The organism is Phreatobacter aquiterrae (genome assembly GCF_053471285.1).
Map to the genome: position 1 here is coordinate 342,855 of NZ_JBJPHW010000001.1, position 21,295 is coordinate 364,149.

General features: G+C 69.8%; 21 protein-coding genes. 15 read left to right on the forward strand and 6 right to left on the reverse strand.

Annotated elements, in window-relative coordinates; translation table 11 throughout:
* Positions 1 to 67: 67 nt before the first annotated feature.
* Positions 68 to 1,894, forward strand: coding sequence for an ABC transporter transmembrane domain-containing protein (locus ACJ4V0_RS01605; protein WP_448297793.1), 1,827 nt, complete (start codon positions 68 to 70; stop codon positions 1,892 to 1,894).
* Here the strand turns inward: ACJ4V0_RS01605 and ACJ4V0_RS01610 are convergent.
* The 4 genes from ACJ4V0_RS01610 to ACJ4V0_RS01625 all read right to left on the reverse strand — a co-directional run bounded on the left by ACJ4V0_RS01610 (position 1,845) and on the right by ACJ4V0_RS01625 (position 5,160).
* The gene (locus tag ACJ4V0_RS01610; protein WP_448297794.1) at positions 1,845 to 2,318 is read right to left on the reverse strand and encodes a GNAT family N-acetyltransferase; all 474 of its coding nucleotides are present in this window, start codon (positions 2,316 to 2,318) and stop codon (positions 1,845 to 1,847) included. The two genes, ACJ4V0_RS01605 and ACJ4V0_RS01610, sit on opposite strands and share 50 nt — an antisense overlap.
* Positions 2,315 to 3,343: a peptidoglycan -binding protein gene (locus ACJ4V0_RS01615; RefSeq protein WP_448297795.1), complete on the reverse strand. Its 1,029-nt coding sequence runs from the start codon at positions 3,341 to 3,343 to the stop codon at positions 2,315 to 2,317. Before ACJ4V0_RS01615 ends, ACJ4V0_RS01610 begins: the two co-directional genes overlap by 4 nt.
* Positions 3,343 to 4,338, reverse strand: a complete 996-nt coding sequence (locus ACJ4V0_RS01620; RefSeq protein ID WP_448297796.1) for a flagellar motor protein MotA — start codon at positions 4,336 to 4,338, stop codon at positions 3,343 to 3,345. Before ACJ4V0_RS01620 ends, ACJ4V0_RS01615 begins: the two co-directional genes overlap by 1 nt.
* Before the next feature lie 156 nt (positions 4,339 to 4,494).
* Positions 4,495 to 5,160, reverse strand: a complete 666-nt coding sequence (locus tag ACJ4V0_RS01625; protein ID WP_448297797.1) for a GNAT family N-acetyltransferase — start codon at positions 5,158 to 5,160, stop codon at positions 4,495 to 4,497.
* Positions 5,161 to 5,348: 188 nt separating this feature from the next.
* On the opposite strand from ACJ4V0_RS01625, the gene ACJ4V0_RS01630 reads away from it, so the two are divergent.
* From ACJ4V0_RS01630 to ACJ4V0_RS01645, 4 genes are all read left to right on the forward strand, one after another.
* Positions 5,349 to 6,764 carry an amidase gene (locus tag ACJ4V0_RS01630; protein ID WP_448297798.1) on the forward strand — a complete coding sequence of 472 codons (1,416 nt, stop codon included), beginning with the start codon at positions 5,349 to 5,351 and terminating at the stop codon, positions 6,762 to 6,764.
* 459 nt (positions 6,765 to 7,223) lie between these two features.
* Entirely contained in the window at positions 7,224 to 8,171 is a 948-nt protein-coding gene (locus ACJ4V0_RS01635) for a hypothetical protein (RefSeq protein ID WP_448297799.1), read from the forward strand.
* Positions 8,172 to 8,238: 67 nt separating this feature from the next.
* The gene (locus tag ACJ4V0_RS01640; protein ID WP_448297800.1) at positions 8,239 to 9,507 is read left to right on the forward strand and encodes a M16 family metallopeptidase; all 1,269 of its coding nucleotides are present in this window, start codon (positions 8,239 to 8,241) and stop codon (positions 9,505 to 9,507) included.
* The gene (locus tag ACJ4V0_RS01645) at positions 9,504 to 10,145 is read left to right on the forward strand and encodes a GNAT family N-acetyltransferase (protein ID WP_448297801.1); all 642 of its coding nucleotides are present in this window, start codon (positions 9,504 to 9,506) and stop codon (positions 10,143 to 10,145) included. The genes ACJ4V0_RS01640 and ACJ4V0_RS01645 overlap by 4 nt, the downstream gene beginning before the upstream one ends.
* A 66-nt stretch (positions 10,146 to 10,211) precedes the next feature.
* Here ACJ4V0_RS01645 and ACJ4V0_RS01650 read toward each other — a convergent pair whose 3' ends face one another.
* On the reverse strand, positions 10,212 to 10,553 hold the full coding sequence (locus tag ACJ4V0_RS01650) for a DHCW motif cupin fold protein (RefSeq protein ID WP_448297802.1): 342 nt from the start codon (positions 10,551 to 10,553) through the stop codon (positions 10,212 to 10,214).
* An 11-nt stretch (positions 10,554 to 10,564) separates the two neighbouring features.
* On the reverse strand, positions 10,565 to 11,128 hold the full coding sequence (locus tag ACJ4V0_RS01655) for a DUF4337 domain-containing protein (protein WP_448297803.1): 564 nt from the start codon (positions 11,126 to 11,128) through the stop codon (positions 10,565 to 10,567).
* Positions 11,129 to 11,246: 118 nt separating this feature from the next.
* Between ACJ4V0_RS01655 and ACJ4V0_RS01660 the strand changes: the two genes are divergently transcribed.
* From ACJ4V0_RS01660 to ACJ4V0_RS01705, 10 genes are all read left to right on the forward strand, one after another.
* Positions 11,247 to 11,975, forward strand: coding sequence for a TerB family tellurite resistance protein (locus tag ACJ4V0_RS01660; RefSeq protein ID WP_448297804.1), 729 nt, complete (start codon positions 11,247 to 11,249; stop codon positions 11,973 to 11,975).
* On the forward strand, positions 11,972 to 12,763 hold the full coding sequence (locus ACJ4V0_RS01665; protein ID WP_448297805.1) for a peptidoglycan recognition protein family protein: 792 nt from the start codon (positions 11,972 to 11,974) through the stop codon (positions 12,761 to 12,763). Before ACJ4V0_RS01660 ends, ACJ4V0_RS01665 begins: the two co-directional genes overlap by 4 nt.
* 6 nt (positions 12,764 to 12,769) lie before the next feature.
* The gene (locus ACJ4V0_RS01670) at positions 12,770 to 13,363 is read left to right on the forward strand and encodes a hypothetical protein (protein WP_448297806.1); all 594 of its coding nucleotides are present in this window, start codon (positions 12,770 to 12,772) and stop codon (positions 13,361 to 13,363) included.
* Between the two features lie 56 nt (positions 13,364 to 13,419).
* On the forward strand, positions 13,420 to 14,154 hold the full coding sequence (locus ACJ4V0_RS01675; RefSeq protein ID WP_448297807.1) for a M15 family metallopeptidase: 735 nt from the start codon (positions 13,420 to 13,422) through the stop codon (positions 14,152 to 14,154).
* A 92-nt stretch (positions 14,155 to 14,246) separates the two neighbouring features.
* Entirely contained in the window at positions 14,247 to 14,864 is a 618-nt protein-coding gene (locus tag ACJ4V0_RS01680; RefSeq protein ID WP_448297808.1) for an HdeD family acid-resistance protein, read from the forward strand.
* 274 nt (positions 14,865 to 15,138) lie between these two features.
* Positions 15,139 to 16,116: a 16S rRNA (cytosine(1402)-N(4))-methyltransferase RsmH gene (rsmH, locus tag ACJ4V0_RS01685; protein WP_448297809.1), complete on the forward strand. Its 978-nt coding sequence runs from the start codon at positions 15,139 to 15,141 to the stop codon at positions 16,114 to 16,116.
* Positions 16,113 to 16,514 (forward strand): cell division protein FtsL, encoded by a 402-nt coding sequence (gene ftsL, locus ACJ4V0_RS01690; protein ID WP_448297810.1) that lies wholly within the window; start codon positions 16,113 to 16,115, stop codon positions 16,512 to 16,514. The genes rsmH and ftsL overlap by 4 nt, the downstream gene beginning before the upstream one ends.
* The gene (locus ACJ4V0_RS01695; protein ID WP_448297811.1) at positions 16,514 to 18,259 is read left to right on the forward strand and encodes a peptidoglycan D,D-transpeptidase FtsI family protein; all 1,746 of its coding nucleotides are present in this window, start codon (positions 16,514 to 16,516) and stop codon (positions 18,257 to 18,259) included. The genes ftsL and ACJ4V0_RS01695 overlap by 1 nt, the downstream gene beginning before the upstream one ends.
* Positions 18,260 to 18,334: 75 nt before the next feature.
* Positions 18,335 to 19,828 (forward strand): UDP-N-acetylmuramoyl-L-alanyl-D-glutamate--2,6-diaminopimelate ligase, encoded by a 1,494-nt coding sequence (locus ACJ4V0_RS01700; RefSeq protein ID WP_448297812.1) that lies wholly within the window; start codon positions 18,335 to 18,337, stop codon positions 19,826 to 19,828.
* Entirely contained in the window at positions 19,825 to 21,264 is a 1,440-nt protein-coding gene (locus tag ACJ4V0_RS01705) for a UDP-N-acetylmuramoylalanyl-D-glutamyl-2,6-diaminopimelate--D-alanyl-D-alanine ligase (RefSeq protein ID WP_448297813.1), read from the forward strand. The genes ACJ4V0_RS01700 and ACJ4V0_RS01705 overlap by 4 nt, the downstream gene beginning before the upstream one ends.
* Positions 21,265 to 21,295 lie beyond the last annotated feature (31 nt).

Here is a 21,295-nt window from a genome sequence, read left to right on the forward strand (position 1 = left end):
TCGTCCCCCATTTCAAGACAGGGCGTCGGTTCGTTAGCACCGCAGGCAGAAGAAGAGTCCAGAGTCGATGACCACGACCGCAGTCCCCGCGGATGAAACCGCAGCCCTTGCAAAGCCTCGCCGCCCCCGGCTGCGCCCGCTCCTGACCTTCCTGCCCTACATGCTGCGCCAGCCCGGCATGCTGGCCGCCGCCGGCCTTGCCCTGCTGGTCGCCTCGCTGGCGACGCTCGCCGTGCCGCTCGCCATCCGCCGCATGATCGATTTCGGCTTCGCGGCCGACGGCATGATCACCCAGTATTTCGGCATGCTCGTGGTGATCGCGGCCGTGCTCGCCGTCGCCTCGGCGGCGCGCTTCTACCTCGTCACCAGCATCGGCGAGCGTGTCGTGGCTGACATCCGCACGACGGTCTTCAACCATCTCGCGACCCTGTCGCCATCGTTTTTCGACGCCGCGCGCACCGGCGAACTGGTGTCACGCCTGACCGCCGACACCACCCAGATCAAGTCCGCCCTCGGCGTCTCCGTCTCCATCGCCCTGCGCAACGTCATCATGTTCTTCGGCGCCGTGGCGATGATGGTCGTCACCAGCCCGCAGCTTTCCCTCTACGTCCTCGGCGCCATTCCGCTGCTGGTCCTGCCGCTGGTGGCCTTCGGCCGCAATGTGCGCCGCCGCTCGCGGGCCGCGCAGGATCGCCTCGCCGACGCGACGGCCTTCGCCAGCGAGAACATCCAGGCGGTCCGGACCATGCAGTCCTTCACCGCCGAGCCGACGGTCACGCGCCGCTTCTCCGCCGCGGCGGAAGAGGCCTATGAGAGCGCGCGCGACGCCAACAAGGCGCGCGCCGTGCTCACCGCCGTGATCATCTTCCTCGTCTTCGCCAGCGTCGTCGCGGTGCTCTGGGCCGGCGCGCAGCAGGTGCTGGCCGGCACCATCTCGGGCGGTCGCCTGTCGCAGTTCGTCCTCTATGCGGTCTTCGCCGCCAGTTCGCTGTCGCAGCTCTCGGAGGTCTGGAGCGAGGTCAGTCAGGCGGCCGGCTCCGCCGAGCGTCTCGCGGAGGTCCTGACCGTCACGCCCGACATCAAGGCGCCCGAGCGGCCGCTGGCGCTGCCCGAACCGGCGCGCGGCGAGGTCGCCTTCGTCGCCGTCCGCTTCGCCTATCCCGGCCGCCCCGAGACGCGGGTGCTCGACGACGTGACCTTTGACGTGAAGGCGGGCGAGCGCGTCGCCATCGTCGGTCCCTCAGGTTCCGGCAAGTCGACGCTGTTTGCCCTCGTCCAGCGGTTCTACGACCCGCAGGGCGGCGTCATCCGCTTCGACGGCCTGCCGGTCAACGAGGTCGATCCGCGCGGCCTGAGGGCGCGCATCGCCCTGGTGCCGCAGGACGTCGCCATCTTCGCCGCCTCGGTCGCCGACAACATCCGCTACGGGCGGCCGGAAGCCACCGACGAGGAGGTCATCGCCGCCGCCCGCATGGCCCATGCCGAGGAGTTCATCGCGCGCATGCCGGACGGCTATCGCAGCCTCGTCGGCGAGCGCGGGGTGACGCTCTCCGGCGGCCAGCGCCAGCGCATCGCCATTGCCCGCGCCATTCTGCGCGATGCGCCGCTCCTGCTGCTCGACGAGGCGACCTCCGCCCTCGACGCAGAGAGCGAGACGCTGGTGCAGGAGGCGCTGTCGACGCTGATGAAGGGGCGCACGACGCTGGTCATCGCCCATCGGCTGGCGACCGTCCTCGACTGCGACCGCATCGTGGTCATGGACAGGGGCCGCATCGTCGAGCAGGGCACCCATGCCGAGCTCGCCGCGGCGGGAGGGCTCTACGCCCGCCTCGCCGAGTTGCAGTTCAGGTCGGGGGCGGCGCCGCTGGAGCCGGTTGCGGCCGCCACGCCATGAGGTCGATGGCGCGGCCCTGTTCGTTCAGGCGCTGGCCGGTCGCCGCAAAGCCCTGCCGCCGGTAGAAGGCGATGGCGCGCGCATTGTCGGCATTGACGTCGAGGGAGAGGCCGTCGGGACGCAGGCGCTTCGCCTCGTCCATCAGCAGGGCGGCGACACCCGTGCCCTGATGGCCGAGACCGACCAGCATCTGGTCGATCCAGCCGGTCGCGGGATCGACCGTCACGAAACCCGCGAGATCATCGTCCCGGAAGGCGAGGAGCACGATCGTGCCGTTCTCCGCCATGGCCCTGACCCGATCGCAGAACCATGAGTGCCGGGCGGTAAAGTCGATGCCGGGATAGGTCACCGCCCAGGCGGCGATCCACAGATCCGCTATCGCCGGCAGGTGGCGCCGGTCGAAGGCGGCGATCCGCACCGTCACCGGTCTGTCAGGCGCAGCTCGATGCGCCGGTTTCGCGCCAGGGCCTCGGGTCCCTCGCCCTGGTCGATGGGCTGGAACTCGCCGAAGCCGGCCGCCACCAGCCTTTGCGGTGCGATGCCCTTCGAGATCAGGTACTGCACCACGGCGATGGCGCGCGAGGCCGACAGCTCCCAGTTGGACCGGAAGCGACCTCCCTGCATCGGCCTTGCGTCGGTATGGCCGTCGACGCGCAGCACCCAGGCGATGTCGGTGGGAATGTCCTTCTCCAGCTGCAGCAGCGCCGCCGCCAGCTTGTCGAGTTCGGCCCGCCCGCCCGGCTCAAGCTCCGCCTGGCTCGACCCGAAGAACACCTCGGAGCCGAAGACGAAGCGGTCGCCGACGACGCGGATGTCGGAGCGTTCGGCGAGGATCTCGCGCAGCCGCCCGAAGAACTCCGAGCGGTAGCGGGAGAGCTCCTGCACCCTCTGGGCGAGGGCGAGGTTGAGCCGCCGTCCGAGATCGGTGATGCGCGATTGGGCATCGCGGTCGCGCGCCTCGCTCGCCCCCAGCGCCTCCTCCAGCGAGGCCAACTGCCGGCGCAGCGCGGCGATCTGCTGGTTGAGGAGTTCGATCTGCGTTAGCGCCGCCTGCGACTGTTGCCGCTGCTGGGCGAGTTGGGCCTCCAGCGTCGTCGCCCGGCCGGCGGCGGTGCCCGCCTGGCCCTGCGCCTCATCGAGCAGGCCCTGCAGCCGCCGCCGTTCGGAATCGGAGGTGCCGAGCGTCGCGGTGATGGCGGCGAGGCCCTCCTGCAACGTCTGACGCTGGCCGCGCTCAAGCTGCAGGAGTTCGCCGAGTTCGGCGATCTGGCGCTGCAGACGCAGCATGGCGTCGTCCTTGCCGGCGATGTCGCGCGACAGGAAATACTGCGCCAGCATGAACACCGACAGCATGAAGATGATGGCGAGCAGGAAGGTCGACAGGGCATCGACGAAGCCCGGCCAGTAGTCGATCCCGCGCTCGCCGCGGCGTGACCGCGACAGGGCCATCAGACCGGACCCCGCTCGCGCAGCACCTGTTCGATGAGGCGCTTCAGCTCCTTCTGGTCGCTGGCATGGGCCTGCATCCAGTCACGGACGATCTGCTGCTCGGAGCGCATGTGGGTGACGAGGCCCTGGATGCCTTCGGCGAGATTGGCCATGGCGGCGCTGGCGCGCTGGTTCGACGAGCCCTCGCCGAGCGCCTCGCGCAGCTTGTCGAAGGCGCGCTGCAGGTCGGCGACGCTCACCTGCGGGGTGCCGCTTTCGGTCGAGGCCGGGCCGATCACCGCCATATCCTGCACGGTGGAGGAGAGCCAGTCCTCCACCTCGGTGTAGAAGCGGTTCTGCGACTGGCTCGCCTGCAGGTCGAGGAAGCCGAGCACCAGCGAGCCGGCGAGACCGAACAGGGAGGACGAGAACGCGATGCCCATGCCGCCGAGCGGCTGGGCGAGGCCCCGCTTCATGTCCTCGAAGATGGTGCCGAGCTCGCCCTGGTTGGACAGGCCGTTGATCACCTTGCCGACCGAGGTCACGGTCTCGATGAGGCCCCAGAAGGTGCCGAGCAGGCCAAGAAAGACGAGGAGGCTGGTGAGATAGCGCGACAGCTCGCGCCCCTCGTCGAGACGGGTGGCGAGCGAATCGAGCAGCGAGCGCATGGTGACGGTCGAGATCGCCATGCTGCCGGCGCGGTCGCCGAGCATGGTGGCCATGGGCGCGAGCAGGACCGGCGGCCTGTCGACGGTGATGCCGGGGTCTGCGAGGCGGAAGGAATTGACCCAGCGCACCTCGCGGAACAGGCGGATCACCTGCCGGAACGACAGCAGGACGCCGACGAGGCCGACGGCGACGATGACGCCGTTGAGGCCCGGATTGGCCATGAAGGCCGTCTGCACCTCGCGCTGGAGCACGAACACGACGAGGCCCACGAGCGACAGGAACACCACCATGCGGAACAGGAAAATCCGCGGGGACGAGACCTTGAAGGGATCGAGTTCGCGGCGCATCGGCACTCATCGGTTGTTGGCGGGCGGCGACAGGCTACCCCCCCCGGCGCCAGAATTGAAGCAGGCGTTGTGGCGACGGTGTGACAGCCGGTTTGCACGGCAGCCCGGCGCCTGGCGGCGGCGCGGCGGGCAGGGTGGCGCGAGGCAGGTTCGGCTCTAGCCCTCCGGCGGTCTGTCCTTCGGCTCGGTCGGTGCGGTGACTGTCGCCCTGCTGGCCTTCTGAGGCCTCGGCTCGCGGCGCTTCAGGCGACGCGGCGGCAGGATTTCCGGATCGATCAGCACCGTCTTGGCGAGGAAGACGGCGGCGTCCAGCTTGGTGAAGGAGCGGCCACGGTAGAACTTCAGGGCCTTGTCGTTGTTCTCGGCGACTTCCAGCACGAGGTGGGTGCAGCCGCGCAGGCGGGCGAGATGCTCCAGCTGCTCCAGCACGAAGGTGCCGAGGCCGCGCCCCTGGAACTCCGGGTCCACGGCGAGTTCCTCGACGAAGAGCGGCCGCATGTCCCGGGCGCGGAAGTAGCGCTCGTTCATCCAGTTGTCGGTGCCGATGATGGTCAGCGCGCATTCGGCATAGCCGACGATGCGCTCCTTGCCGCCGGCCCGGATGACGAAGAGCAACTGCTCGATGCCCTTCTCGTCGAAGACCTCAAGGAAGCGCTTCTTCGATTTCGGCCGCTGGTACTCCACCGTCGAGCGGTTCACCTCGCGGAACACCGCCTTGAGGAACTCCCAGGTGCGGTTGAGGTCGCGCTTGTTGAGATGGCGCACCCGCACCTGCGGTTCGGCGTCGGCGAGGTGGTCGGGAGTGTGGGTGTCGGTCGTCATGATCGATCTTGCACTGCAGTCCGCCGCTGCTGTCTAGCCCAACGGGTCGCTGCGAGCATAGCGGCAAGAGCGAAGGACCGTCCGAGCCATTCGCCCCGCGCATGCCGCGCGGCGGCTCCGACGGCTTGCCGCCGGCGGGCCGGCAGTGCCACGGTGCGCCCGCAATCAAGACCCGAGGGGACGCATCCATGGCCGCCGATCTGTCGCTGATCGAGAAGAGCGCAACCGACATCGTGAAACTGCTGAAGGCCGGCGAGGTGACGCCCCTCGACCTGCTCGACACGCTGGAGAAGCGCATCAAGGCGGTGGACGGCAAGGTCAACGCGCTGCCGACGCTCTGCTTCGACCGGGCCCGCAAGCATGCCCGCGCCCTGATGAAGAAGCCGAAGGAGGGGAGGGGCCTGCTGCAGGGCATGCCGGTGCCGATCAAGGACCTGACCGACGTCGCCGGCGTCCTCTCGACGCAAGGCTCCCCCATCTTCAAGGACTTCGTGCCGGAGGCCTCGAACATTCTCGTCGAGCATCTCGAGGCCCAGGGCGGCATCGTCTATGCGAAATCCAACACGCCGGAGTTCGGCGCCGGCGCCAACACCTTCAACGAGGTCTTCGGCGCCACCGTGAACCCCTACAACACGAAGCTCTCGGCGGCCGGCTCCTCCGGCGGCGCGGCCGTGGCGCTCGCCACCGGCATGGCCTGGCTGGCTCATGGTTCGGACATGGGGGGCAGCTTGCGCAACCCCGCCAGCTTCTGCGGCATCGTCGGCATGCGCCCCTCGCCAGGCCGCGTCGCATCGACCCCCGGCACCAAGATCGACTCCACCCTTGGGGTCGATGGGCCAATGGCGCGCACTGTCGCCGACCTCGCCCTGCTGCTCGACGCGATGAGCGGCGACGATCACCGCGACCCGCGTTCTCTCCCCGCCCCGCGGAAGAGCTATCGCTCGATCCTGAAAGGGCCGTGGAAGCCGAAGCGCGTCGCCTGGTCGCCGGACCTCGGCATCACGCCGGTCGATCCGGAGGTGCGCGCCATCACCGAGGCCGCGGCGAAGCGCTTCAAGGAGGCCGGCGTCATCGTCGAGGAGGCTCATCCCGACTTCTCCGAGATCCACGAGTGCTTCGGCACGCTGCGCGCCTATGCCTTCGCCACCACCAAGTTCGAGCTGCTCAAGACCCACCGCGAAAAGCTGAAGCCCGAGGTCGTCTGGAACATCGAGAAGGGCCTGAAGCTCACCATGGACGAGATGACGCGCGCCGAGGCGCAGCGCCAGGCCATGCTCCAGCGCACGCTCGCCTTCTTCGATCGCTACGACCTCTTGCTGACGCCGGCCACCATCGTCGCCGCCTATCCGGTGGAGCAGCGCTTCGTCGCCGAATGCGACGGCTACACCTTCCCCGACTATGTGCAGTGGCTCTCCATCGCCTATGCGCTGACGACGGTGTCCTGCCCGGCCCTGTCGCTGCCCTGCGGCTATACCAGGGACGGCCGTCCCATCGGCCTGCAGATCGCCGCCCGGCCGCATGGCGAGGACCGCGTGCTGGCGGGGGCGAAGATCATGGAGGACATCCTTGATCTCAGGACGGTGAAGCCGGTCGATCCGCGCTGAGGGAGCATCAGGAGGCGGCTTCGGCGCAGGTCGTCCCCGACACGTCTCGCTGCACAACGGCAAGTGCGTCCTTCGAGGCTCGCCGCCGGACGATGCTTGCGCATCGCCGGGAACTCGCACCTCAGGATGAGGACCGCTGGTGCCTGGCAGGCGCGGCGTGCAAGGGACCTTGCAAGTCACCACCCTACTCATCCTGAGGTGCGAGCGGAGCGAGCCTCGAAGGACGCACTTGCCGTTGTGCAGGACTCGCCCTGACGGCCTGCGCCATTATCGCCTCTCCGGCCGCCGCCCTTCACCTCTCCCCGCCGGGGAGACATGGGAGCCTCGGCAGTTGACGGAACGACCCGGCGCCGTTCGCCGCCCTCCGCGTTAACGGACCATCCACCCCAATCGGCGGTTTTTGCGCCCATTCCCTCCACCTGGTGTTAAACATGATCCGGGTCGCGCGGATGATGGGGGATGGTCGTGGTTCGCCACGTCGTGCGGCTTTGCGTCTTGATCGTCGGTCTCACCGGCATGGCGATGCCCGCTGCTGCCCAGCGGGACGTGCGGCATTCGGCCATTCCCGACTTTGACCAGGTCGCTGCCGCCAACCGCGGCGTCGGCGGCTTCTATGTCGCCGGCGGCTTCGGCTACGGCCTGCCGGCACGGCGCGACTTCACCATTGTCGACGGCTTCGCCTGCCCGGGCGCCAATGTGCCCTATCTCGGTCCGGTTTCGCTCGGCGGTAGCAGCGGCTGCAGCACCTCGGCGGGACTATCCGGCCTTACCGCCCACGGCATCGCCGGCTGGAACTTCGGCGGGCCCGAGGGCCTGATCTCCGGCATCGAGCTGCGCGGGCGCATCGGCCGGGAACAGGGGGCGGGCCGGCTCGGCGGCTCGACCCTCGTCGCGATTCCCGGCATCGCCGCCTATACCAACACCGCTTCGGGCACCTATCGCGCCAGCCTCGATGGCGGCCTCGCGCTCACTGCCCGCTACGGCTACGCCTTTTCCGGCTTCATGCCCTTCGTCCGGGCCGGGCTCGGCATGGCGCGGCTGTCCGAACAGGTTGACTTCGACGCCACGGGCTCGCGCTCCTGCACCGTCGGCGGGGCTCCCCCGGCGGTCACCTGCACCTCCGGCGGCACGGTGGCGAGCCGCACCTCGCGCTGGCTGCCCTCGGCCATTCTCGGCGCGGGCCTTGAAGTGCCCTTCGGGCGAATGTTTGTCCGTCTCGACGGCGAGGTGGAGGCGGTCTTCTCGCCGTCGCAGAACCTGATGCGGACGCTCGCCGGCCAGGCGCTCGTCACCGTCACCGGCGGAACCACCGGCGGCGTGCCCTCCACCGTCGGCACCGCCTCGCTGCGCTCGGAGAACTGGGTCGTCTCGCGACGCATCATGCTGTCCGGCGGCTTCCGGTTCTGACCCGGCAACACTATGTTCGCTTCCCAAGGACCGCGGGATGATCCCGGCGGCAGTGACCCCGGCACGCATGAGCACCACCCGAACGACGACGCTTCCCTCCGGCCTGACGGTCGTGACGGACGCCATGCCCCATCTCAAGACCGCCTCGATCCAGGTGACCTTCGGGGTCGGCGGCCGTGACGAGCGGCCGGACGAGCACGGCATCAGCCACCTGCTCGAGCACATGGCCTTCAAGGGGACCACGAAGCGGACGCCGCGCGGCCTTGCCGAGGAGATCGAGGCGGTGGGCGGCGATCTCAATGCCGCAACGGCCTCGGAGAACACCTCCTACTACGCCAAGGTGCTCGGCGAGGACCTGCCCGTCGCCATCGACATCCTCTCCGACATCCTCACCGATCCGCAGTTCTATCCGGAGGAACTGGTGAAGGAGAAGAACGTCATCGTCCAGGAGATCGGCGCCGCCGAGGACGACCCCGACGATGTCGTCACCGACCATTTCATCGCCGCCGCCTATCCGGGCCAGCCGCTCGGCCGCTCCATCCTCGGAACGCCGCAGGCGGTGCGATCGGCGACCCCCGACAAGCTGCGCGCCTATATGGGCCGCAGCTACAGCGCGCCGCGCGCGGTGGTGGCCGCTGCCGGCGCCGTCGACCACGACCGCGTCGTCGATGCGGTGACCGCAGCCTTCGGCAGGCTGCCGCAGGAGGCTCCGCCGACCTGCGAGCCGGCGCGCTACCAGGGCGGGGCGACCACCATCGCCCGGCCGCTCGAGCAGACCAACCTCGTCTTCGGCTTCGAGGGCATGAGCTACCGGGACCCCGATATCTATGCCGTCGGCGTCTTCAACAACCTGCTCGGCGGCGGCCTGTCCTCGCGCCTGTTCCAGGATGTCCGCGAGGATCGCGGCCTCTGCTACGAGATCCACTCCTTCCACTGGTCCTACAGCGACACGGGTGTCTTCGGCATCTCTGCGGGAACCGACCCGGGCGATGCCGTCGACCTGATGAGCCTGACCCTCGACGTGCTGCACGCCACCGTCGACGGCGCCACCGAGGCGGAGGTCGGCCGCGCCAAGGCGCAGATGAAGGTCGGGCTGCTCGGCGCGCTGGAGAGTTCGTCCTCGCGCACCGACCAGATGGCACGCCAGCTCCTCGTCTTCGGCCGCACCCTCGACCTCGACGAGATCGTCGCCAGGATCGACGCGGTGACGGTCGAGGACGCACGCGCCGCCGGCGCAAGGCTGGTGCGCTCCTCGCCGATGACCTTTGCAGCCATCGGGCCGAAGCGCGGACTGGACAAGGTGAGGAAGCTGGCGGAACAATTCCGCTCGACATGAACGCCACGCCGAAGGTCCAGCTTCCACGGTCGCCCGCTTCGAACCCCCTCTCGCTGCTGCGGGCCGTGGGGCTCGCCTTCAGCGCGCCGCCCCCCGTCGTCGGTCCTCGCGTGACGCTGCGCCTGCCGGACATGGGCGACTTCGACTCATGGGCCCGGCTGCGCGAGGCGAGCCGCCGCTTCCTCGTTCCCTGGGAGCCGGCCTGGCCGCCGGACGACCTGACCCGCCCAGCCTTCCGCCGCCGCATCGCCCGCTACCGGCAGGACTGGCGCGACGACCAGGGCTACGCCTTCTTCCTCCACCGCAACGAGGACGGCGCTCTCGTCGGCGGCATGACGCTGACCAACGTGCGCCGCGGTGTCGCCCAGACGGTCTCCCTCGGCTACTGGATGGGGCAGGGTTTCGCCGGAAAGGGCTACATGAGCGCGGCGGTGAGGATGATCATCCCCTACGCTTTCGGGGCCCTCGGCCTGAGGCGCGTCGAGGCGGCCTGCGTGCCGCACAACGCCGCTTCCGTCGGCCTGCTGGAGCGCGTCGGCTTCACCCGCGAGGGCATCGCCCGGCAATATCTCTGCATCAACGGCACGTGGATGGACCACGCGCTCTACGCCTTCGTGCAGGGCGACCGGCTCGGCTAGGGCATTTTCAGGCGAAGTGGATGCCGGTTCGCGCGAAGGAAACGCGATCGGACAGGACCTTCGAGGTCAGTCGACGATGAAAAGCCTCGCGCCCTTCGGCGCGCGCGAGCGGTGCGCCTCGGCGCCGTCGGCCACCTGATAGCTCATGCCCGGAGACAGCACGAAGACGCGCCCGTCGGCGAGCGTCGTCTCCAGTTCGCCCTCGAGGCAGAGCAGGACATGGCCCTTCGAGCACCAGTGATCGGAGACATAGCCGGCCGGATACTCGACCAGCCGCACGCGGATGCGATTGTCCTCCGGTCCGAACTGGCGGGTCCGCCATGTCGCCTCGCCGACGTCGCCGGCATGGCGGGTCGGCTCCACCGTGCTCCAGTCCACTGTGTTGAAGGGGATGTCAGCGATCTTCATGATCGAGGTCCTCAGAAGAAATGGATGAGGCCGGGCTTCAGGAGCCCGATCGCCGAGAAGGCAATGCCGACGAGGCCGAGGCCGCCTGCGAGCCAGGCCAGCGCCATGGCCCCCGTCACGACGGCGGCGGAGGCCAGCACGATGGCGATCTGGAAGGCCGCCGAGGAAATCTCGAAGTCGTGGTAGCGCTTGTAGGAGACGTCGCGCTTCTTCTCCGCCGTCTGGGCGCGCACCGAGAGCTGGCGCCGGCCCTCATTGGTCTCCGGCTCGTTGTCCCAGCGGGCCGCGCGGCCGCGCCAGGTCTCGATCTGCCGGCTCATGGCGGCCTTGGCGGCCTCGTCCGTCACGGCGTCGCGGGTGACGGCCATATCCTCGGCCGCCGTGGTGACGGCCGTCATGCGGATCGTCTTGGCCTGGAAGAAGGCCCAGAGGTTCGAGGCTTCCACATTGGCGTTGAGGGCATCGGTCTGCGAGCTCTTGGCGGCCGTCTCGGCCAGCGCCAGGCACAGCGCCATCACGGCGATGAGCAGGGCGATCTTCTTGTTGGACGGGTCCATGTGGCCGTGACCGGACATGCCGTGATTCCCTTGGGTCAGAGGACGAAGGTGCTTTGCCTGCTGCGGCGTTCTGGCGCAAGCACCGCATTGCAGCACGCACTTTGCCGAAACGGCGCGAAAGTCCTACACACCCTCCATGACGATCTGGGGAAAACTGGCGGGCGCCGCCGCAGGCTTCATGCTCGGCGGGCCGATCGGCGCGCTGCTGGGCGCGCTCGCCGGTCATTTCATCGTCGATGACGGCCTGCTCGCCCCTGACGACACGCCGCCGCTGCAGTCGGTCGCCTTCACTGTCGGCCTGATCGCGCTCGCCGCCAAGATGGCCAAGGCCGACGGCGTCGTGACGCGCGACGAGGTCGCGGCCTTCCGCCGTCTCGTCGCCATCCCGCCCGAGGAGGAAGGCCATGTCTCCCGGCTCTTCGACCTCGCCAAGCAGAGCACCGCCGGCTTCGAGGCCTATGCCCGCCAGCTTCGCAATCTGCTCAAGGACGAGCCCGACACGCTGGAGGATCTCGTCGACGGCCTGTTCGGAATCGCCACCGCCGACGGCGCGGTCCATGCCGCCGAACTCGCCTATCTCGCAGAGGTAGCCGCCATCTTCGGCCTGCCGGAAGAGACCTTCGCACGCATCGAGGCGCGCCACGTCGTCTCGGGGCCGCGCGATCCCTACCGCATCCTCGGCATTGCACCCGACGCGCCGGACGGCGAGATCAAGGAGGCCTGGCGCCGGCTGGTGCGCCAGTATCATCCGGACCGGCTGATCGGCCGCGGCGTGCCGGCCGAGTTCGTCGCCATCGCCACGGGCAAGATCGCCGCGATCAACGAGGCCTACGACGTCCTGCGCAAGGCGAGGGGGTTCGCGTGAGCGGCCATTGCCACAACCACGATCATGACCACGGCGACGGTCCTCTCGATCGGCCGGATTCGCCCTGGGTCCATGGCCTGTCGGCCTCGCCCAACCACGATGAGCGGCGCGCGCCCGTCGACATCCTTCTGATGCACTACACGGGCATGCAGGACGGCATGGCGGCCCTCCGCCGGCTCTGCGACCCCAACCCTCCCCGCGTCTCCACCCACTATGTCGTCTTCGAGGACGGCGAGATCGTCCAGTGCGTCGCCGAGAGCCGCCGCGCCTGGCATGCCGGGGCGGGGTCCTGGCAGGGGCGCGAGGACGTGAACTCGCGCTCCATTGGCATCGAGATCGTCAATCCGGGCCATGAATTCGGTTATCGCGCCTTCCCCGACGCCCAGATCGACGCGGTGGTGAATCTCGCGCGCGACATCCTCGCCCGTAACGCCATCCCATGGGCGGCGGTTCTGGCCCATTCGGATACGGCACCTGGCCGCAAGCAGGACCCCGGCGAGCTCTTTCCCTGGGTGAGGCTGGCCGCCGAGGGCATCGGCCTGTGGGTGCCGCCGGCACCGATCCAGGACGGGCCGGTCTATCGGCCCGGCGAGGAGGGCCCGCCGATCCAGGCGCTGCAGGCGCTGCTGGCGATGGTCGGCTACGGGCTTCAGGTCACCGGCGTGTATGACGCGGCGACCGTAGCCGTCGTCACCGCCTTCCAGCGCCACTGGCGTCAGCAGCGCGTGGACGGCGTCGCCGACGCGTCCACGCTCAGGACGCTGCGCGACCTGCTGGCAGCGCGCTAGGTGGCGATGTCGCCAGCCGATCTGCAGGAGGACAGGCGAGCCGCCCTCGCCGCCGTTCTGCGGCCGGGCGAGAGGGTGCGCTGGATCGGTCTTCCCGACCCGTCACGGTCTCCCTCGCACAGCGGCGTCAGTTTCAATCTGGCCTATGTCTGGCTGGGCATCACCGGGCTCTGGCAGGCCGGGGCCCTGACCGTGGCCATCGCCTCCGGACTGGCCGTCGCCTGGTACTATGTCGGCTTCGGCAGCATCTTCCTCGGCATCGGCGTGCTGTTCTACTTCCGCGCTGTACGCGAGAGCCGCGATGCGCGGCGCGTCTTCCATGTCGTCACCGACCAGCGACTGCTCACCATCGATCTCGCCCATCCGGCCAACAGCATCGAGATCGCGCCCGACGCCATCGGCTATGCGGAGCCGGAGACGCGGCCGGGCGGGGCGGGGGACATCGAGATCGGCCATGGCGCGGCCGGGATCACGGCGCGGGAGGCGACCGCCTTCCACCACCTGCGCGGGGTCGAGGACGTCAACGGCGCGATCAAGGCGCTGCGCCTGATCGTCGGCGATGTCGGCCGCTCGCTCGCCACGGAAGCGCCGGAGGATTGAGCCGCCTCGACGCCGCCGCCGCGCGGTGCTTCAGTCCGTGCACCGGAGTGACCGCCATGCGCATCCTCAGCCTCGCCCTGCTGGCCTTCCTGGCGCTGCCGGCGCGTGCGCAGACCGGCCTGCCGGACGGCTTCGTCCACCTCGCCGATGTCGCCCCGACCATCCGCCAGGACATTCGCTATGCCGGATCGCGCAACTTCCTCGGCCGTCCGGTGGCAGGCTATCTGGCCGCCGAATGCATCCTGACGCGACCTGCCGCCGAGGCGCTGGCGCGTGTGCAGGCGGATGTCGCCCGCCGCGGCCTGACCCTTCTCGTCTGGGACTGCTACCGGCCGCAGCGCGCCGTCGCCGACTTCATGGCCTGGACGCGCGACACCTCCGACCAGCGCATGCGCGCCATCTATTATCCCGCGCTCGACAAGCGCGACCTTCCCCGCCTTGGCTATCTCGCGCCGCGCTCCACCCATTCGCGCGGCTCCACCGTCGATCTCGGCCTTGCGCGACTCTCGGGCCGCGCCACCGGCGGGCAGGGCGCCTGCACCGCCCCCTACGGCACGCGCATCGACGACGGCGCGGTCGACCTTGGCACCGCCTATGACTGCTTTGACACCCGCTCCCATGTCCGAGACCCGCGCGTCGGCCGGGAGGCGGTCGCCAACCGTGCGCTCCTCGCGCAGGTCATGCAGCGCCACGGCTTCCGAGGCTATTCCCGCGAGTGGTGGCACTTCCAGCTCATCCGCGAGCCGTTTCCGGAGCGCGTCTTCGATTTCCCGGTCCTGCCGCGCAGGTAGCGTGGATCTGCCATGCGACATCTCCTGCGACAGACCTTGGAACTCGCGTCTGCGCGGCGCATTGTTGCCCTGCTCCACCGGAGGTCCCCACCATGAGCGACACCTCTCAGACGCCCGCCGACCCCGGCCGCCACGGCCAGTCCCTCGGCTCCCACCTCGTGCCGCTGCGGCGCAACTGGGGCTGGCTGATGGGCGCGGGGATCGCCCTCATCGCGCTCGGCCTGTTCGGGATCGTCGCCGCCAGCCTGTTTTCCGTGGTCAACGCCCTGTCCTTCGGCGCCATGATGCTGATCGGCGGCGGCGTGCTGCTGGTCGACGCCTTCCGCCGCGAGGGCTGGAAGAGCCGGGTCGCCATGCTCGCCGTCGGCGTGCTCTACGCCCTCACCGGGGCGCTGATCTTCTACAACCCGCTGCAGGCGGTCATCGCGCTCACCCTTCTCGCCGCGGCCATGCTGGTGGCGGTCGGGATGCTGCGAATCGTCATGGCCTTCCAGATGCGCCCGCTCTCCGTCTGGGTCTGGGTTCTCGCCTCCGGCGTGCTGTCGCTGGTCCTCGGCCTCTACATCTTCGTGCAGTTGCCGCAGGCCGCGACATGGGTGCTTGGCACCTTCCTCGCCATCGAGCTGATCTTCCAGGGCTGGGCCTATGTCGCCCTCGCCCGCGCCATCCGCTCGACATTCGACGGCGTGCAGCCGAAGCCGGCTGCCTGACCATCGCAGGTGACGCGCCGGCATGGTCACCAAATCCTTGACGGAAACCGTTTCTTAACGGCCGCCCGCGTTAATGAGGCGTTGACGACGCGAGGCCCGCGGACAGGCCCGGCGGAGCGTGATCGTCACCGACGCCCGTGATGCCATGCCGGTCCGCAGCGAGCAGCCCACCCCGACGTCTCCGACGCGCGCCGACCGCGCGCGCCGTGCGTCAGGCAACTGCGCGTTTGCCCGCCGGCCTCGCCTCGTCGGAGCGGCACGCGGGAGACTTGGCATGACGGAACCGGTTGGCAGGGGAGGCGCGGGCGAGGCGGCCCGGCACGTTCCCGTGCTGCTGGCCGAGGTCATGACCGCCCTCTCGCCCCGCGACGGACAGGTCATCATCGACGGCACCTTCGGCGCCGGCGGCTATACCCGCGCCATTCTCGATGCCGCTGCCACGCACGTCATCGGCATCGACCGCGACCCCACCGCCATCGCCGGGGGAGAGGCGCTGGTCGCCGCCTCCGAGGGCCGTCTGATGCTCGCCCACGACCGCTTCGCCAATCTCGACGCGGTCGCCCGCAGCCTCGGGCACGAGGCCGTCGACGGCGTCGTCCTCGACATCGGCGTTTCCTCCATGCAACTCGACGAGGCCGAGCGCGGCTTCTCCTTCCGCTTCGACGGCCCACTCGACATGCGCATGGCGCGCGAGGGCCAGAGCGCCGCCGACCTCGTGGCGTGGCTTGAGGAGACGGCGCTCGCCAACCTCATCTACACCTATGGCGAGGAGCGCCTGTCGCGCCCGATCGCCAAGGCCATCGTGCGCGAGCGGGCGGTCGAGCCGATCGTCACCACCCGGCGCCTCGCCGACATCGTCGCCCGCGTCGTGCGCTCCAAGCCCGGCGACATCCATCCGGCGACCCGCACCTTCCAGGCGCTGCGCATCGCCGTGAACGACGAGCTCGGCGAACTCGAGACCGCGCTCGATGCCGCCGAACGCATTCTCAGGCCCGGCGGACGCCTCGTCGTCGTCACCTTCCATTCGCTGGAGGACCGCATCGTCAAGCAGTTCATGGCCGACCGCTCCGGCAAGACCGCCGGCGGCTCGCGCCATGCGCCGGCGAGCCGGGCTCCCGACCCGACATTCATCCTCGTCCATCGCAAGGCGGTGGCGGCGTCCGGTGCCGAAAGCGCCGCCAATCCGCGCGCCCGTTCGGCCAAGCTGCGCGCCGCCGAGCGGACGGATGCGCCTGCGAGGACCCGCCCATGATGCGCATCCTCAACCTCGTCGTCGTGGCTGCGCTGATCGTCGCGGCGGCCATCGTCTACAAGGTCAAGTACGAGGCGACGCGTCACGCCGAGCAGGCGGCGAAGCTGCGCCTCGAGATCGCCCGCGAGCGCGAATCCATTGCCGAGCTCAAGGCTCAGTGGGCGCAGCTCAACAGCCCCGACCGTCTGCAGGCGCTGGCCGAGAAGCACCTGCGTCTGAGGCCGCTCGCCATCAACCAGCTCCACGATCTCGCAAACCTGCCGGACAAGCCCTTCGTCGACCCCGATCCCATCGGATCGATGCTGGAAGCCATGGATACGGGCGGCGGCGACCCCGCAACGACCGGTTCGGTGCCCGGCGCCCCGTTGCCGCCGCGTCGCCCCACGGGAGGCCGCTGATGTCCGCCCGCCCCTCCATCTTCATGCGCGCGCGCCATTTCATGGCCTGGATCCTCGCCGGTCCGCAGGAGGCGCGCCTGCGCAAGGCGCGCTCCCGCGTGCGCCTCGCTATGCTCGGCTTCGGCGTCCTCTATTCGATTATCGCCGTCAGCCTCGTCCTCTACGTGGTGCGCTACGACCGGTCGGCCCAGTCCGGCGTGCGCAGCGCCGAGGCCGTATCCGCCGCCCGTCCGGACATCCTCGACCGCAACGGCGAGGTGCTGGCGACCGACGTCAGGACGATCTCGCTCTATGCCGAGCCGAAGAAGCTGGCGGCCAGCTTCGACGTCGACGAGGCGACCGAACTGCTCACCGCCGTGCTGCCGGATCTCGACGCCCGCGAGGTGCGCGAGCGCCTGCGCTCCGGCAAGGGCTTCGTCTGGCTGCGCCGCGAGATCACGCCGGTCCAGCGCGACCAGATCCACCGCCTCGGCATTCCCGGCGTCGGCTTCTTGCGCGAGGCCAAGCGTTCCTATCCGAACGGGTCGACGCTCTCCCACGTTCTCGGCATGGTCAATGTCGACAACCAGGGCCTCGGCGGCATCGAGCGCTACATCGACAATCAGGGCCTTGCCGAACTGCACCGTGCCGGCCTCGTGACCGACCGCAACCAGGCGGCCGTGCGGCTCTCGATTGACCTGCGCGTGCAGCATGTCCTGCGCGACGAACTCGTCCAGGCGCACCAGAAATTCCGCGCCAAGGCGGCGGCCGGCGTCATCATTGACGTCAACACCGGCGAGGTCCTCGCGCTCGCCTCGATCCCCGACTACGACCCCAACCGGCCCGCGACCGCCGCCGGCTTCGACCGCGCCAACCGCATCACCACGGGCGTCTACGAGATGGGTTCGGTGATGAAGTCGCTGACCACCGCCATGGCGCTGGATTCGGGCCGCTTCACCATCAACTCGACGCTCGACGCCCGCTTTCCCATGGCCGTCGGCCGCCATCAGGTGAAGGACTTCCACGCCCAGCGGCGCGTGCTGACCCTGCCCGAGGTCTTCACCTATTCCTCCAACATCGGCACCAGCCGCATGGCGCTGACCCTCGGGGCCGAGCACCAGCGCGGCTTCCTGCGCCGGCTCGGCCAGTTCGACAGGGTCGTCACCGAGATCGGCCCGTCGACCGCGCCGCTCGTTCCGCGGCGCTGGCCCGACATCACGGCGGCGACCGTCTCCTTCGGCCACGGCCTGTCGGTCGCACCGCTGCAGGCGGTCATGGGCACGGCGGCGCTGATCAACGGCGGCCGCCTGATCCAGCCAACCTTTCTGCGCCGCACGCCGGAGGAGGCCCAGGCCGTCACCCGGCAGGTCATCCGCCCGGAGACCTCCGCCGCCATGCGCTTTCTGATGCGCCTCAACTCCGAACGCGGCTCCGGCCGCCGGGCCGAGGTCGACGGCTTCTATGTCGGCGGCAAGACCGGCACCTCGGAGAAGGTCATCGGCGGGCGCTATTCGAAGGACAAGCAGCTCAACTCCTTCATGGCCATCTTTCCGGCCGACCAGCCGCGCTACCTCCTCTTGGTGATGCTGGACGAGCCGCGCGGCATCCCGGAGACCCACGGCCTCGCCACCGCCGGCTTCAACGCCGCCCCCACCGCCAGCCGCGTCATCGCCCGCTCCGCGCCGCTTCTGGGCCTGCAGCCGCGCTTCGACATGCCGCCGGCGATGCAGGCGATCCAGACCGGCTATCGCATGCCCGGCCGCTGACGGTCCTGCGGCTGCCCCACGACCGCCACAGTGCCTGCCGCTGATGTCGCCCATCCGAAACCCGCGAAAGCCGCCATGCACCTGTCAGCTCTCCTCGCCGACGAGACGCCGCCCCTCCTTGGCAGCGTCGCCGTCACCGGCCTGACCGCCGACAGTCGCGCGGTCGGGCCGGGCACCGTCTTCTTCGCGATGAAGGGCGAGAAGACCGACGGCATGGCCTATGCGGGGGCCGCGGCGAAGGCCGGTGCCGCCGCCATCGTCACCGACAGCCCGGCTGCCCCGCCGGATGTCGCGGGCGTGCCTGTCGTGATCGTCGCCAACGCGCGGCGATCTCTCGCGCTCGCAGCGAGCCGTTTCCATCCCCGCCAGCCCGGCACCATCGCCGCCGTCACCGGAACCTCCGGCAAGACATCGGTCGCCGCCTTCGTGCGGCAGATCTTCGCGCGCGAGGGTCATCAGGCCGCCTCCATCGGCACGGTCGGCGTGGTCCGGCCCTCCGGCGAGGTCTATGGCGGCCTGACGACGCCCGATCCCGTGACCCTTCACCAGACCCTCGATACGCTGGCCGGCGAGGGCGTCACCCACGTCGCGTTCGAGGCTTCGTCCCACGGGCTCGATCAACACCGGCTCGACGGCGTGCGCATCCGGGCGGCCGGCTTCACCAACCTGTCGCGCGACCATCTGGACTATCACCACACGGTCGAGGCCTATCGCGCCGCCAAGCTGCGCCTCTTCACCGATCTGCTGCCCGCCGACGGGACGGCCGTCGTCATGGCGGGCGAGGAGGGGGAGCCCTTCATCGCCGCGGCGAAAGCGCGGGGGCAGCGCCTGATCGTCATCGGCCGGGACATCGCACCGGGGGCTGAGACCATCGCCATCCTGTCGGAAGCCATCGACGGCGCGGCCCAGCGTGTCAGCCTCGCCGCCTTCGGTCGCACGCACGACATCCGCATTCCGCTGCTCGGCCGCTTTCAGGTCGATAACGCGCTCGTCGCGGCGGGCCTCGCCATCGGCTGCGGGGTGGCGCCGGAGCGCGCCTTTGCCGCGCTCGAGACGCTCGAGGGCGCGAAGGGCCGTCTCGAGTTCGTCGGCGCCAAGGACGGCGCGCCCGTCGTCGTCGACTACGCCCACAAGCCCGGTGCGCTCGAGACCGTGCTCGACGCTGCCCGGCCCTTCGCTTCCGGAAGGCTTGTCGTCGTCGTCGGTTGCGGCGGCGACCGCGACCCCGGCAAGCGGCCGATGATGGGCCGCATCGCGGTGGAGAAGGCCGACCGGGTCATCGTCACCGACGACAATCCGCGCTCCGAGGACCCGACCGCCATCAGGGCGCAGATCATGGCGGCCGCTCCTGGCGCCGAAGAGATCGGCGACCGGGCCGAGGCGATCCGCGCCGCCGTGCGGGATCTTGAGGCGGGCGATCTGCTGGTGATCGCCGGCAAGGGCCACGAGACCGGCCAGATCGTCGGCGCAACGACGCTGCCCTTCTCCGATCACGAGGTCGCCATGGCGGCGATCCGCGCCTTCTCGACCCTTCCGTCCGAACCTGCCTCGAAAGGGACTGCCGCATGAGCCAGCCGCCTCTCTGGACCACCGAAGCACTGGCGCGCGCCATGGGCGGCAGCCTCGTCGGCACGCCGGCACCGACCGTCACGGATATTTCCATCGACTCCCGCACGCTGCAGCCCGGCGAGGCCTACGTCGCCATCAAGGGCCATGCCCATGACGGCCACGCCTTCGTCCAGGCCGCCCTCGACAAGGGCGCCGCTGTGGCGGTCGTCTCGCAGGACTGGGCCCAGGCCGCGCCCGCCGGCGCCTACATCGTCGTCGCCGACCCGCTGAAGGCGCTGGAAAAGGCAGGCGCCGTCGCCCGCGCCCGGACCGCCGCGAAGATCCTCGCCGTCACCGGCTCCATCGGCAAGACCTCGACCAAGGAGACGCTCGCCCAGGTGCTGGCGCGCGAGGGCCGCACGCACGCGCCGCCGAAGAGCTTCAACAACCATATCGGCGTGCCGCTGACGCTCACCCGCATGCCGGCATCGAGCCAGTTCGGCGTCTTCGAGATCGGCATGAACCATGCCGGCGAGATCACCCCGCTGAGCCGCATGGTGAGGCCGGACATCGCCATCATCACCAATGTCGAGGCCGTCCATATCGAGAACCTCGGTTCCATCGAGGCCGTCGCCGATGCCAAGGCGGAAATCTTCGTCGGCGTCGAGCATGGCGGCGCTGCCGTGCTGCCCCGCGACAACCGCTTCTACGAGCGCCTCGCGCGCGCCGCCCGCGCCGCGGGGATCGAGACCATCATCTCCTTCGGCGAGCACGAGGAGGCGGACGTCCGCCTGCTGCGCGTCGTTCTGGCGCCCGATTGCTCCACCGTCTCGGCGCGGATCATGGGCATCGACGTGACCTACAAGATCGGCTCGCCGGGCCGACATCTCGCCATCAACTCGCTGGCCGTGCTGGCGGCAGCCAAGCTCGCCGGGGCCGACCTTGCGGTCGCGGCGCTGGCTCTCGGCGAAACGAAGGCCGTGGCCGGCCGCGGCGAGCGCTCGCAGCGGCGGTTGCCGTCGGGATCGTTCACCCTGCTCGACGAGAGCTACAACGCCAATCCGGTGTCGCTGCGGGCGGCGCTGGCGGTGCTCGGATCGACGCCGAAGGGGCCCGAGGGCCGCCGCATCGCCGTGCTTGGCGACATGCTGGAACTCGGCGCCGAGGGGCCGGCGCTGCATGCCGCCGTTGCCGAACCGGTCGACAAGGCCGGCATCGACCTCGTTTTCTGCTCGGGGCCGCTGATGGACAATCTCTGGAAGGCCTTGCCACCGCATCGCCGCGGCGCCTATGCCGCCACCGCGGCCGAGCTTGAGCCGATGGTGATCCGCGCGCTGAAGGCGGGCGACGTCGCCATGGTCAAGGGCTCGCGCGGCAGCAGCATGGCGCCTCTCGTGGAGACGCTGAAGGCGAGTTTCCCGGCGGTTCCCGCCGAGGACCAGCAGGGCGTCGCCTGAGGCCGGCGTTCCGCTCATCCGACGTGCGGAC

Bases quoted from the DNA above. Each gene is read 5' to 3' on its own strand.
- ACJ4V0_RS01605 (WP_448297793.1), top strand. From the start codon at position 68: ATGACCACGACCGCAGTCCCCGCGGATGAAACCGCAGCCCTTGCAAAG.
- ACJ4V0_RS01615 (WP_448297795.1), bottom strand. From the start codon at position 3,343: ATGGCCCTGTCGCGGTCACGCCGCGGCGAGCGCGGGATCGACTACTGG.
- ACJ4V0_RS01620 (WP_448297796.1), bottom strand. From the start codon at position 4,338: ATGCGCCGCGAACTCGATCCCTTCAAGGTCTCGTCCCCGCGGATTTTC.
- ACJ4V0_RS01625 (WP_448297797.1), bottom strand. From the start codon at position 5,160: ATGACGACCGACACCCACACTCCCGACCACCTCGCCGACGCCGAACCG.
- ACJ4V0_RS01630 (WP_448297798.1), top strand. From the start codon at position 5,349: ATGGCCGCCGATCTGTCGCTGATCGAGAAGAGCGCAACCGACATCGTG.
- ACJ4V0_RS01635 (WP_448297799.1), top strand. From the start codon at position 7,224: ATGGTCGTGGTTCGCCACGTCGTGCGGCTTTGCGTCTTGATCGTCGGT.
- ACJ4V0_RS01640 (WP_448297800.1), top strand. From the start codon at position 8,239: ATGAGCACCACCCGAACGACGACGCTTCCCTCCGGCCTGACGGTCGTG.
- ACJ4V0_RS01645 (WP_448297801.1), top strand. From the start codon at position 9,504: ATGAACGCCACGCCGAAGGTCCAGCTTCCACGGTCGCCCGCTTCGAAC.
- ACJ4V0_RS01650 (WP_448297802.1), bottom strand. From the start codon at position 10,553: ATGAAGATCGCTGACATCCCCTTCAACACAGTGGACTGGAGCACGGTG.
- ACJ4V0_RS01655 (WP_448297803.1), bottom strand. From the start codon at position 11,128: ATGTCCGGTCACGGCCACATGGACCCGTCCAACAAGAAGATCGCCCTG.
- ACJ4V0_RS01660 (WP_448297804.1), top strand. From the start codon at position 11,247: ATGACGATCTGGGGAAAACTGGCGGGCGCCGCCGCAGGCTTCATGCTC.
- ACJ4V0_RS01670 (WP_448297806.1), top strand. From the start codon at position 12,770: ATGTCGCCAGCCGATCTGCAGGAGGACAGGCGAGCCGCCCTCGCCGCC.
- ACJ4V0_RS01675 (WP_448297807.1), top strand. From the start codon at position 13,420: ATGCGCATCCTCAGCCTCGCCCTGCTGGCCTTCCTGGCGCTGCCGGCG.
- ACJ4V0_RS01680 (WP_448297808.1), top strand. From the start codon at position 14,247: ATGAGCGACACCTCTCAGACGCCCGCCGACCCCGGCCGCCACGGCCAG.
- rsmH (WP_448297809.1), top strand. From the start codon at position 15,139: ATGACGGAACCGGTTGGCAGGGGAGGCGCGGGCGAGGCGGCCCGGCAC.
- ftsL (WP_448297810.1), top strand. From the start codon at position 16,113: ATGATGCGCATCCTCAACCTCGTCGTCGTGGCTGCGCTGATCGTCGCG.
- ACJ4V0_RS01695 (WP_448297811.1), top strand. From the start codon at position 16,514: ATGTCCGCCCGCCCCTCCATCTTCATGCGCGCGCGCCATTTCATGGCC.
- ACJ4V0_RS01700 (WP_448297812.1), top strand. From the start codon at position 18,335: ATGCACCTGTCAGCTCTCCTCGCCGACGAGACGCCGCCCCTCCTTGGC.
- ACJ4V0_RS01705 (WP_448297813.1), top strand. From the start codon at position 19,825: ATGAGCCAGCCGCCTCTCTGGACCACCGAAGCACTGGCGCGCGCCATG.